10 protein-coding genes are annotated in these 11,198 nt (G+C 64.2%); 4 read left to right on the forward strand and 6 right to left on the reverse strand.

Features of this window, described 5'->3' with window-relative positions:
• Nucleotides 1-29 precede the first annotated feature (29 nt).
• Entirely contained in the window at nucleotides 30-185 is a 156-nt protein-coding gene (locus ABQM86_RS02710) for a hypothetical protein (protein WP_207595988.1), read from the reverse strand.
• A gap of 118 nt (nucleotides 186-303) precedes the next feature.
• Between ABQM86_RS02710 and ABQM86_RS02715 the strand changes: the two genes are divergently transcribed.
• The gene (locus tag ABQM86_RS02715; protein ID WP_369745872.1) at nucleotides 304-1,224 is read left to right on the forward strand and encodes a spermidine synthase; all 921 of its coding nucleotides are present in this window, start codon (nucleotides 304-306) and stop codon (nucleotides 1,222-1,224) included.
• Here ABQM86_RS02715 and ABQM86_RS02720 read toward each other — a convergent pair.
• The 3 genes from ABQM86_RS02720 to ABQM86_RS02730 form a co-directional block, all read right to left on the reverse strand.
• On the reverse strand, nucleotides 1,207-2,961 hold the full coding sequence (locus ABQM86_RS02720) for an ABC transporter ATP-binding protein (protein ID WP_369745873.1): 1,755 nt from the start codon (nucleotides 2,959-2,961) through the stop codon (nucleotides 1,207-1,209). The genes ABQM86_RS02715 and ABQM86_RS02720 overlap by 18 nt on opposite strands.
• Nucleotides 2,958-4,745 (reverse strand): ABC transporter ATP-binding protein, encoded by a 1,788-nt coding sequence (locus tag ABQM86_RS02725; protein WP_369745874.1) that lies wholly within the window; start codon nucleotides 4,743-4,745, stop codon nucleotides 2,958-2,960. Before ABQM86_RS02725 ends, ABQM86_RS02720 begins: the two co-directional genes overlap by 4 nt.
• A gap of 187 nt (nucleotides 4,746-4,932) precedes the next feature.
• Entirely contained in the window at nucleotides 4,933-5,829 is an 897-nt protein-coding gene (locus ABQM86_RS02730; protein WP_207595995.1) for a LysR family transcriptional regulator, read from the reverse strand.
• 137 nt (nucleotides 5,830-5,966) lie between these two features.
• Between ABQM86_RS02730 and ABQM86_RS02735 the strand changes: the two genes are divergently transcribed.
• Together ABQM86_RS02735 and ABQM86_RS02740 are read left to right on the forward strand one after the other, a co-directional pair.
• Nucleotides 5,967-7,349 carry an MFS transporter gene (locus ABQM86_RS02735; RefSeq protein ID WP_207595996.1) on the forward strand — a complete coding sequence of 461 codons (1,383 nt, stop codon included), beginning with the start codon at nucleotides 5,967-5,969 and terminating at the stop codon, nucleotides 7,347-7,349.
• A 4-nt stretch (nucleotides 7,350-7,353) separates the two neighbouring features.
• Nucleotides 7,354-8,103 carry a 3-hydroxybutyrate dehydrogenase gene (locus tag ABQM86_RS02740; RefSeq protein WP_017200737.1) on the forward strand — a complete coding sequence of 250 codons (750 nt, stop codon included), beginning with the start codon at nucleotides 7,354-7,356 and terminating at the stop codon, nucleotides 8,101-8,103.
• A gap of 23 nt (nucleotides 8,104-8,126) precedes the next feature.
• Here ABQM86_RS02740 and ABQM86_RS02745 read toward each other — a convergent pair whose 3' ends face one another.
• The gene (locus ABQM86_RS02745; RefSeq protein ID WP_369745875.1) at nucleotides 8,127-8,504 is read right to left on the reverse strand and encodes a winged helix-turn-helix transcriptional regulator; all 378 of its coding nucleotides are present in this window, start codon (nucleotides 8,502-8,504) and stop codon (nucleotides 8,127-8,129) included.
• Between the two features lie 106 nt (nucleotides 8,505-8,610).
• On the opposite strand from ABQM86_RS02745, the gene ABQM86_RS02750 reads away from it, so the two are divergent.
• Nucleotides 8,611-9,474, forward strand: a complete 864-nt coding sequence (locus ABQM86_RS02750; protein WP_369745876.1) for an SDR family oxidoreductase — start codon at nucleotides 8,611-8,613, stop codon at nucleotides 9,472-9,474.
• Between the two features lie 81 nt (nucleotides 9,475-9,555).
• Here ABQM86_RS02750 and ABQM86_RS02755 read toward each other — a convergent pair whose 3' ends face one another.
• Entirely contained in the window at nucleotides 9,556-10,992 is a 1,437-nt protein-coding gene (locus tag ABQM86_RS02755; protein ID WP_369745877.1) for an amino acid permease, read from the reverse strand.
• Nucleotides 10,993-11,198 lie beyond the last annotated feature (206 nt).

An 11,198-nucleotide genomic window follows, 5' to 3' on the forward strand; every position in this document is an offset into this window, starting at 1 on the left:
GTGCGGACCGCAGCCATCAACTGCCGGGCCTAGCGCGGTTCCGAATCGTCGGGCGGATCCATGTCCAGCGGCGAGTCGAGGAGGCCCGGCGGTTTGGGCACGCGGGCCAGCAGCAGGCAGACCACCGTCAACCACGCGACGGCCACGGTCAACACCTCCGCCCACACCGATGCTCCGAGTTCCATGTAGAGATCATATGGCCCCGGAGGCCATAAAGGTAAGTAGCCTTACCTTCGATGTGACCGTTCGGAGTAATGTGGCGCTCCACTAGGCTTGGAGCATGACTCAAGCAGGGCTGAAGTAGTGACGAAACGCGGTAAACCAAACAGGTCCCAGAGGTCGACGACGGGAGTCGTCGAGGTGCCTTCCGGCACCCGACCTGATGGTCCGGTCGCGGGCGTTTATTACATCGATACCGGCGACTGCGAGCTCATCCCGGACCAGGACAACTCCAATGGGTGGCTGCTGAAGATCAACGGTGTGATGAGCTCGCACATTGACCTCGCGGATCCTCTGTTCCTGGATTTTGAGTACATGCGCTGGATCGCTGCCTTGGTGGAATCGCGTTGGCCGCCGGAGCAGAAACCGAAGCTGCGGGCCCTGCACCTCGGTGGGGGAGCCTGCTCCATGGCTCGTTATTTCCATGCCGCCTACCCGGAAGCCCGGCAGGTGGTGGTGGAACTGGACGGCAAGCTGGCCGACTATGTGCGCGGCTGGTTCGACCTTCCCAAGGCGCCCTTGTTGAGGCTCCGGGTTGGCGAAGCCCGGGCGGTTACTGAATCACTCACCCCGGACACCCGGGACCTCATCATCCGGGACGTCTTCGCCGGTGCCTTCACGCCCCGGGCGTTGACCACCCGCGAATTCACGGCGCATGCCGATGCGGTCCTGGCCCCCGACGGCCTGTACGTGGTCAACTCCGGGGACGCTCCTGACCTCAAGAATGCCCGGGCTGATGCTGCGACCATCGCGAATACGTTCGAGCACACCATGATCATCGCGGACCCGGCCATGCTCAAAGGGCGCCGATACGGCAACATGATCATGGCCGGCAGCCACGCACCCTTCGGAGATGACCCCACGCTGGCCCGCAAACTCCTGGGCGGAGGCGTCCCGGCGCACATCTGGGATGATGCGAAAGTGCGGTCCTTCGCGGCGGGAACCCCTGTGCGGCATGACCCTGCAGAGGTGCCTGCGAACGAACCCTCAGTTGCGGCTGAGTGAGCTGTTCCACGCCTCCCACAATGTGGCGTAACGGCCCCCGCCGGCCAGCAGTTCCTGATGTGGGCCAGATTCGATAATCCGTCCCTGCTCCATCACCACAACGGTGTCCGCCGACGCTGCTTGTGATAAACGGTGTGCGATCACCACGGACGTCCGGCCCGCCAACACGGCTTCGGCAGCCTGGTCCAGCATGGTGGCCGAGCCGGTTCCCGCCTCAGCAGTTGCTTCATCGAGGACCGCGATGGGCGGATCCTTGAGCATGAGCCGGGCAAGCGCCAGTTGCTGTGCTTGCTCCGGGGTGAGTTGGTGGCCGCCGGCGCCTACGGATGTTTCCAGTCCGTCGTCGAGCGTTTTCATCCACGTAGCCCCCACGGCGGCGAGGACGCGGGAGAGATCCGCGGGGGAAGCATCCGGTTTGGCAAGCCTGAGGTCTCCGGCCAGCGTTCCAGAGAAGACGTGAACTTCCTGGCTGACCATCGCGATCCTCGAGTGCAGGTCCGCGGGGGCTGCGGCGGCTGAGTTGAGCCCACCCACCCAGGCGGTCCCGCTGTCCGGGTGTTCCAGGCCCATGATGACCTTGGCCAGGGTGGTTTTTCCGGCTCCTGAGGTGCCAACGACCGCAACCCGCTCGCCTGGTCGTACTGTGAGCGAGACGCCGCGGAGTGCGGGCCGCTGGCCCGGGTAGGCGAAGGTGACGTTGTCCAGGACGATGCTGGAATCAGTGCCGCGGGAAAGGGCGGTTGGGAGGGTCTTGGCCGTGGACATGGTCAGCCCGAACATGCGCCCCAGGCCGGCAGCCGCTTTCTGGAGTTCATCAAACTGCCCCAGGACCAGCCCGATCGGATCGAACAGCCGGTAGAAGTAGAGTGCCGCCGCGGTCGCCGCGCCGATAGTCACGATGCCCTCGGCGTGAAGCCAGAAGCCCACCACCAGCACCGCGGACAGGCCTACGAGTTCCGCAAGGTTGAGGCGGTTGTAGAACCGGGTCAGGTAGCTGACTCCCTTGAGCGCGTGGCCGATGTTCTCCTGGGAAGCAGCTGCCACCAGCTCCGCATGGCGCGACCCGAGGCCCAACGCCAGGACCGACGGCGAGCCATGGACGGTCTCGATGATCTGCTCGGTCCGATTGGCCTCAGTGATGCGGACGGTCCGGTAGATGGGTGCGGTCCGTTTGAGGAACCACCGCAGCGTGAGGACCTGCAGGGGTGCGGCGATGAGGACCGCCACTGCAAAGCGCCAGTCGATGACCCCCAGGCCAAGCAACGTGACGGCGATAGTGAAGGCTGCGCTGGTGAACGCGGGCAGCACTCCGGAAATGGCCTCGCTGACAGCCTCGACATCGCCGGACACGCGGGCCACCACATCGCCGATGCCCGCCTTTTCGAGCTGTGCCAAGGGCTTCCGGACAGCCGCCGCAAAGACCTCCTCACGGAGTCCGGCGAGGGCTTCCTCGCAGATCCGGGCCAGCAGGTTCTGGCCGAGGATGCCCAGCAGGGCGCCGCATCCGCCCGCAACCAGCAAGCCGATGGCCAGCCACAGCAGGTTCATGACGTCTCCGCCGCCGGCCGCGATGTTGACCATGATGCCCAGGATCGCCGGCGCTGCCAGTCCACAGCCGGCCGCCGCCAGCAGAACGAACACGGTCAGGGCGAGCCGGCCGGGACGCTGTGCCAACAGGCGCCACATGGCCCGCCGGGTCTCGCGGGGTGTGGCGATGGGCAGGATGTCGGTGCTCATGAACCCACCACCTCGCGGTAGCCGGCCGACGTCGCGAGGAGTTCCCGGTGGGTCCCGGTTTCCGATGCGCCATCGGCACCTCCCACCACCACCCGGTGACAGACGGCCAACAGCGTGGGGCTGGTGGTGACCAATACCAACGCCTTGTCCGGGAAGTTGCGGAGTCCCTCCGCGATCACAGCTTCGGTAGCGGTGTCGACGGCGGTGGTGGGGTCGTGCAGGACCAGCACCGGCTGGTGCTGGTGCAGCGAGCGGCCAAGAACCAACCGCTGCCGCTGCCCACCGGACAGGCTCTGGCCCTGCCCGGTAAGAACGGTTTCGGTGCCTTCCGGCAGTTGGGAAATGAAGTCCTCGACGGCGGCAGCCGCCAGGGCCCGTTCTTGCAGCGGGGCATCGGCTGCTGCCACATTGTCGCGGACAGTGCCGCGGAAAAGGACGCCTTCATGACTGTCGGCGAAGACTTTGGACCGGACATCCACGGGGTCCAGGTCGGCGGCGTCGTGGCCGTCGATGGAGACTGCGCCGCGGGGAGCGGGGGTGCGGAAACCAAGCGTGTCCACCAATCGCCTGGCTTGCGAGCCGTCCGGCAGCACCACACCCACGATCTCCCCGGCGGACGCCGTGAAGGGCGGGAAGGCGCTGTTGTCCGGGCTGTCGCGTAGCTCGAGGAGCGGTGCCGGTTCCCGCGCAGGGGTGGGCCGTGCTGCTGACCCGGCTGCCGCCGTCGTGCGTTCTGCAGCGGCAAGGCGGTCCCCGTCACCAGGTGCGGGCACTGCATCCGGTTCCTCGAGCAGTACCGCGATGCGTGCCGCTGAGGCCCGTTTCCGGGCGAGTTCCACACTGAGGAAGCCCAGTGCGGCCATGGGTCCCTGGACATACTGGGCCACGCCGACAACCGCCACCAGCTGGCCTATCGAGATGCTGCCTTGGACGGCGAACCACGCTGCAAAGAAGGCGATCCCGGCCAGGAACGCAGCGGAAAGGGCGGTGCTGGCGCCGTTATAGGCGGACCTGGCCCGGACAGCCCGCAGCCCGGCCAGCAGTGATGTCCGGCTGGCATCCTGGTATCGGGTGACGGCTGCTTCCTCTGCGCCGAGACCCTTGAGGGGGCGTGATCCGGTCACGAAGTCCGTGGCCAGCGCGCCGGCGCGGGCCGCTGAGGACTGTTCCACATCACTGCGGTCCTCCAACGGCTTGGTGAGGCGCTGCATCACCACCAGCATGACGGGCGTAGCCACCAGGACTGCGATACCCAAGGGGACCGAAATGAGCAGCAGTGTTACTGCGGAGGTCGCGACACCGGCCGCGGCAGCGAGGCCTCCACCGATGAGCCAGGACAGGCCGGCAACCCTGTCGGCGTCCGAGGAAGCGATCGCCACGATTTCGCCAGGTGCACGCCGGGCTGCCATGCCGCGTGGGTGAAGGGTGCGTTCCACAGCCAACTGCCGGAGGTCATGCGAACCGTAGAGGAAGGAGCGGTTGGTGGCCAGGGTGCCGATGCGCCAGGAAAGGGCGAGCACCACGAAGACGACGGCCAGGGCGCCAAGCCACCAGAGGAGGGCGCCGGCGTCGTGCGGTGCAATTGCCTTGTCAACGGCGGCGCCGATGGTGGCCGGAACCAGGGCCTCGCTGACTTGATGCAGAATAAAGCCGGCGCAACCCACCAGCAGCAACTTCCAGCGGCCATTGGCCATCAGGGTGAACTTGAAAAGACGGGAAGCCGTCCACGGTGCTGGCGTGTTACGCCCGGGTGGGCAGGGCGGAATGGCGGAACTGGAGGGCATGATTACCATAGTAAGGCTCTCCTAATTTCAAGAAGGCCAGCAATCCGGACAGATCGTGCCACAGGCGACGGCAGGGGTGGCGGTGCAGCTCTCCGGTGGGCAGCGGCAACGCGTCTGGGTTGCCATGGTCCTGGCCCAGCAAACCCGGCTGGTGATCCCGCTGGGGTCCTGATGCCACCTAGGCGGGCTATTCAGCCCCCAGCAACTCTTCCCGCCGCCGTTCAGTCTCCTCGCGCAAAGCCTGCACGACGGCGGCTACGGCGGGGCGTCGCATGGAGTCCGGGCGGAGGACCATCCAGTAGGGGAGCAGCTCGGCGAAGTCCGCCGGCAGGAGACGCACCAAATCCGTGTGCCGGTCGGCCATGAAACACGGCAGGAAACCAACGCCTGCTCCGGCCCGGGTGGCCTCCACATGGACGAACACGTTGGTGGAACTGAGGCCGTCCCGCATGGTCGGAACCAACCTGCGCGGAGCATCCAGATCATCGACTTGGAGCATGGAATCCACAAAGTAGACCAGTTGGTGCTGCGTGAGCTCCTCAATACTTGAAGGGGTGCCGTTGTCCTCCAAGTAGGCGCGCGACGCGTACATCCCCAGCCGGTATTCGCCCAGCCTGATGGCTTCGGCCCGGTGCACTTGCGGCGTCCCCACCACCACTTCGATATCCAGGCCGGAGCGCTGCTGCAACGCCCTTCGCGTCACCGTCACGATCTCCACGCTCAGCCCAGGGTGCTCCCGCCGCAAGCGCGAGACCGCAGGGGCTGCGATATAGGCGCTGAAGCCATCGGTCGCGGTCATGCGTACGACGCCGGTAATGGGGTCGGGTGCGTGGTCGCTGGGTCCCAGCGCGCCCACGGCAGCTTCAATCCGTTCTGCGACCAGCACGGCTTCCGCGCCCAGCTCCGTTACTTCCCAACCGCCCGCGGCACGCGCCAGAATCCTGCCTCCCAGCGCTTTCTCCAACGCCGCTATCCTGCGCGAAACGGTGGTGTGGTTGAGCCCCAAGGCTTGGGCCGCCGTCGTAAATTTTCCTGAACGTGAGACGGTCAGGAAAATGAGCAGGTCATCGGGGTTCGGCTTCATATCTGCAATTTTGCACACACATGGTGCTGCTTTGGTCATTGAGACACAACAAATCTGCGGCAATACTCAGTGGAGCATTTCGTGTTGTGGATCACATCACGTTCAAAAGGGTCAAAGAGGACACTGAGGAGATGGATATGAGCGTAGAGCAGCGCTCCGCATCAAAAGCAGGGAAGGGCGCCGGCGAAGGCTCCGGACTCAAGAAGATCGTCGCGGCCTCAATGGTGGGCACGGTGGTGGAGTGGTACGAGTTCTTCCTGTACGCCACGGCCGCCACGCTGGTCTTCGGCAAGTACTTCTTCCCGAGCACCGGCAATGAACTGGACGGCATCATCCAGGCGTTCATCACCTACGCAGTCGGATTCGTTGCCCGCCCTCTCGGTGGCATCGTGTTCGGCCAGATCGGCGACAAGCTCGGCCGCAAACCCACGCTGCAGCTGACCATCGTGATCGTGGGCGTCTCCACGTTCCTGATGGGCTGCCTCCCGGGCTTCATGGAAATCGGCTACTGGGCACCGGCCATGCTGGTGGCACTCCGCTTCATCCAGGGCTTCGCGCTCGGCGGCGAATGGGGCGGTGCTGTTCTCCTGGTGGCTGAGCACAGCCCCAACAAGTCGCGTGGTTTCTGGTCATCGTGGCCACAGGCGGCAGTCCCGGTAGGTAACCTCCTGGCTACGGCCGTCCTGTTCACCATGTCCACGGTCCTCAGCAGCGAAGCCTTCCTCGGCTGGGGCTGGCGCGTAGCGTTCTGGCTCTCCGCCGTGATCGTGTTCGTTGGCTACTACATCCGCACCCACGTCACCGAAGCCCCCATTTTCCTGGAAGCCAAGGCGCAGGTGGAGGAGTCCAAGGCCATCAGCTACGGTGTTGGCGAAGTCATCCGCAAGTACCCCAAGGGCATCCTTCAGGCCATGGGCCTCCGCTTCGCAGAGAACATCATGTACTACCTGGTGGTGAGCTTCGCGATCGTCTACCTCAAGAGCGTCCACAAGTACGACACTTCCTCGCTCCTGCTGGCACTCCTGATCGCCCACGTCATCCACTTCCTGGTCATCCCGCAGGTGGGACGCCTGGTGGACTCGTGGGGGCGCAAGCCCGTGTATCTGGTGGGCGCGATCGCCGGCGCGACCTGGCCGTTCTTCGCCTTCCCCATGTTCGATACCAAAAACGCCGTGATCATTGTCCTCGCCGTGACCATCGGCCTTTGCCTGCACGCCTTCATGTACGCGGGGCAGCCTGCCATCATGTCCGAGCTTTTCCCCACCCGCATGCGCTACTCGGGTGTATCCCTGGGCTCGCAGGTCACCTCGATTTTTGCCGGCTCACTCGCGCCGCTGCTGGCAACCCAGTGGCTCAAGGACACCGGATCCTGGGTTCCCACAGCCATCTACCTCGTGGTCGCCTGCGCCGTAACGGTCGTCGCCGTTGTTTCACTGAAGGAGACCAAGGGCATCGCGCTCCAGGAAGTGGACGAGGCCGACGCCATCCGCCACGGACTCACTACCGCCTCGAAAGGCTGATTCGATGGACAACTCCTTGAACGGACGCAAAGCCCTGGTGACCGGTGGCGCGAGCGGAATCGGGGCAGCCTGCGCCCGGGCGCTCGCCGCCCGCGGTGCGAAAGTAGTAGTGGCCGACGTCGATGCCTCCGGAGCTGCGGCGCTCGCCGACGAGCTGGGCGGCACAGCCTGGACTGTGGATCTCTTGGACGTCGACGCGCTGGCCGCTTTGAGCCTGGACTGCGACATCTTGGTCAACAACGCCGGAATCCAGAAAGTTGCGCCGATCGAGGAGTTCGAACCCGCGGAGTTCCGGCGGATCCTGGCCCTGATGCTGGAGGCTCCGTTCCTCCTCATCAGGGCCGCACTCCCGCACATGTACGCCAACGGGTTCGGGCGGATCATCAACATTTCGTCGGTCCATGGGCTCCGGGCCTCGGCCTACAAGAGTGCGTACGTCTCCGCCAAGCACGGCCTGGAGGGACTCAGCAAGGTCACGGCTTTGGAGGGTGGCGAGCGCGGTGTCACGTCCAACTGCATCAACCCCGGGTACGTCCGAACGCCGCTGGTGGAGAAACAGATCGCCGATCAGGCCCGTCTCCACGGCATCCCCGAGGCCGAAGTCCTGGCAAAGGTGATGCTGACGGAGTCCGCGGTGAAGCGCCTGGTGGAGGTGGAAGAAGTTGCGTCGCTGGCCGCGTGGATGGCCTCCGACGACGCCGGCATGGTCACCGGGGCGAGCTACACCATGGACGGCGGCTGGTCGGCCCGGTAGGCCGCGTCCGCTGGTCAGCCGGGCTAACTTTGGCCGCCGATGATTTCCTCGGCATTGTCGTATGCCCAGGTCACCAGGGGGATAAGCAGTGCCGTGAGCTCGCGGCCGCGTTCAGTCAGGCTGTAATCCACGCGCGGCGGGATGACGGGTTGTGCATCGCGGCGTACAAGTCCGTCCCGTTCGAGCGTTTTCAGGGTTTGGGCCAGCATTTTTTCGCTGATGCCTTCAGCGCGTCGGCGCAGTTCGCTCCATCGCTGATCTCCCTCGGACAGCGAAAGCAGGACCAGCACTCCCCATTTGCTGGTGATGTGGTCCAGCACCGTTCGGCTGGGGCAGCCGGCAGGGAAGACACCGTCCGCGACGCCGGCCGGGAGGGGAGTCAAGAGGGTACCTACTTTCATGTCAGTACCTTACCTTAAAGTGCGTACTCTCTTTCGGGAAGTTATCTGCGGGAGGGGTGGTTGTGATCGATGACCGACCCATTAACTTCCTTGAAAGGAACCAGTCATGAGCATCGTCATTACCGGAGCAACAGGCCAGCTGGGCCGCCACGTCATAGAGGCCCTCCTTGAGCACAATGTCCCCGCTGACAGCATTGTTGCCACAGGGCGCTCCATCGAAAAGCTGTCCGGCTTTGTTGCCCGCGGCGTTCGCGCGGCTGCAATGGACTACGACGACCCCGCTTCGGTGGCCCAAGCGCTTAAGGGAGCCACCAAGGTCCTTCTTATTTCGGGAAGCGCCGTCGGTCAAAGGGTAGAGCAGCACCGCACGGTCATCGAGGCAGCAAAGGCCGAGGGCGTGGAACTTCTGGCCTACACCAGCATTGCCAACGCAGACACCACCCGCATGAAGCTGGCCGCAGAGCACCAGGCCACGGAATCCATCCTGAAGGAATCAGGCGTCCCCTTCGCCCTCCTTCGCAACAGCTGGTACATCGAGAACTACACCGACCAGTTGCCGGGAACGCTTGCCCAGGGAGCGCTTGCCGGCAGCGCCGGAAACGGCAAGGTCAGCGGTGCTTCCCGCGCAGACTATGCGCAGGCCGCAGCCGCGGTCCTGGTCGCGGAGCACCAAGCCGGGAAGATCTACGAATTGGGCGGGGACGAGGCCTTTACCTTGGACGAGTTGGCCGCGGAAATCAGCGCTGCATCAGGCAAATCAATCGAATACCGGGACCTCCCGGCAGACCAGTACGCCGATCTCCTGACGGGCGCAGGGGTACCCGAAGGCTTCGCGCAGATCCTGGCGGATACCGATCTGGGCATTGGCCGTGGCGATCTTTTGGTGACCACCGGTGATCTCCGGAAACTGATCGGGCGCCCGGCAACTGCCTTGTCCGAGGCCGTGCGCTCCGCAGCTGCTGCCATCTGAGCTTGACCCCCTCGCGGGGCGACAGTTAATGCCAATGTTCCGCGCGAACATTGGCATTAACTGTCGTTTGGGCGCAGTGAATCAGGCGGTTTCGTCCACCAGTTCTGCCCGGCGCAGGCCGCCACCGCGGACCCACAGTTTGTAAGCCACGAACAGCAGGACCAACCAGGTACCGCCGACATACAGGGCTACCCGGGTGTCCTCGAAAACGCCGAGGATGATGATGACCATCGCCATGAAGGCCATGGTCAGGATGGACGCAGCAGGCCACAGCGGAGAACCGAATTCCGACGCCGGCAGCCCCTTGCGCTTGATTTCCCGCTTCATGGCCACGTGCGACGCCAGGATCATCACCCAGACCCACACAGTGGCAAAGGTGGCGATCGATGCGATGAGCACAAAGACGTCTTCAGGAATCACGGCGTTCAGCACCACGCCAACCAGCAGGATGCAGCCCATCATCACCACGGTCATCCACGGAACGCCGTGCCGCGAGATCTTGCTGAAGCTCTTCGGTGCGTGACCCTGTTGAGCGAGGCCGAACAGGATGCGGCCGGCTCCGAAGATGTCGCTGTTGATAGCGGAGAGTGCGGCGGTAATGACTACGGCGTTGAGAATGTGCGGTGCGGCCGGGATGCCCAGGCCGTCGAAAATCTGCACGAACGGGCTGCCGCTGCTGCCGATCTCGTTCCACGGGAAGATACTCATCAGCACACCCAACGTCAGCACGTAGAAGAGCAGCACGCGGACCGGCACGGTATTAACGGCCTGCGGGATGACTTTCTTGGGGTTGGTGGCTTCGCCCGCGGTAATGCCGATGGTTTCGATCCCGCCAAAGGCAAACATCACCACGGCGAACGCGGCCAGGAGCCCCTCGAAGCCGTTCGGGAAGAAACCACCGTGGTTCACAAGGTTCCCCAGTCCCGGTGCCACACCGCCGCCGTCGCCCGTTTGGAAGCCGAACACCACAATCGCTGCACCGCCGGCGATCATGGCGATGATCGCCACCACCTTGATGAGCGAGAACCAGAACTCAAGTTCGCCGAACACCTTCACGCTGAGCAGGTTCATGGCGCCAAGGAACAGAATGATCGCGAGCACCCAGATCCATCTGTCCACCCGGGGGAACCAGAACCCCATATAGATGCTGAAGGCAGTGACGTCGGCGATGGCCACAATCGCCATCTCGAACACGTACGTCCACCCGGTCACGAATCCCGCGAACGGTCCCAGATACTTCGACGCGTACTGGCCGAAGGACCCGGACACGGGGTGTCGGACGGCCATTTCGCCGAGGGCGCGCATCACCATGAACACGGCCGCGCCGCCAATGATGTAGGCCAGCAGGACGGCCGGGCCGGCTTTCTGAATCGCAGAAGCAGAGCCGTAGAAGAGGCCCGTGCCGATTGCGGATCCGAGGGCCATGAAGCGGATATGGCGGACGTTCAGGCCTCGGCTGAGCGCCGTACCCGCGGCCTGGAGGACAGAGTTCTCCGCGGCCAGCTTGGTTTGTTGCATAGTAAAACCTTCTCGTCTTTGGGAGGGGATCGCTATCCAGCAGATCACTTTTGGGCCTCTTGTGATCGGACTCACGGGGGTTTGGTGTCTTTGATCGCAGACACTGCTTTGGCGGACAGGGCCGCTGTAACGGACGGGGCTGCTTTAACTGACGGGGCGGTTTTAACTGACGGGGCGGTTTTGGGAGGGTGGTCAAAGTCATAGTC

This window comes from Paenarthrobacter sp. AMU7, assembly GCF_041200195.1.
GTDB lineage: Bacteria > Actinomycetota > Actinomycetes > Actinomycetales > Micrococcaceae > Arthrobacter.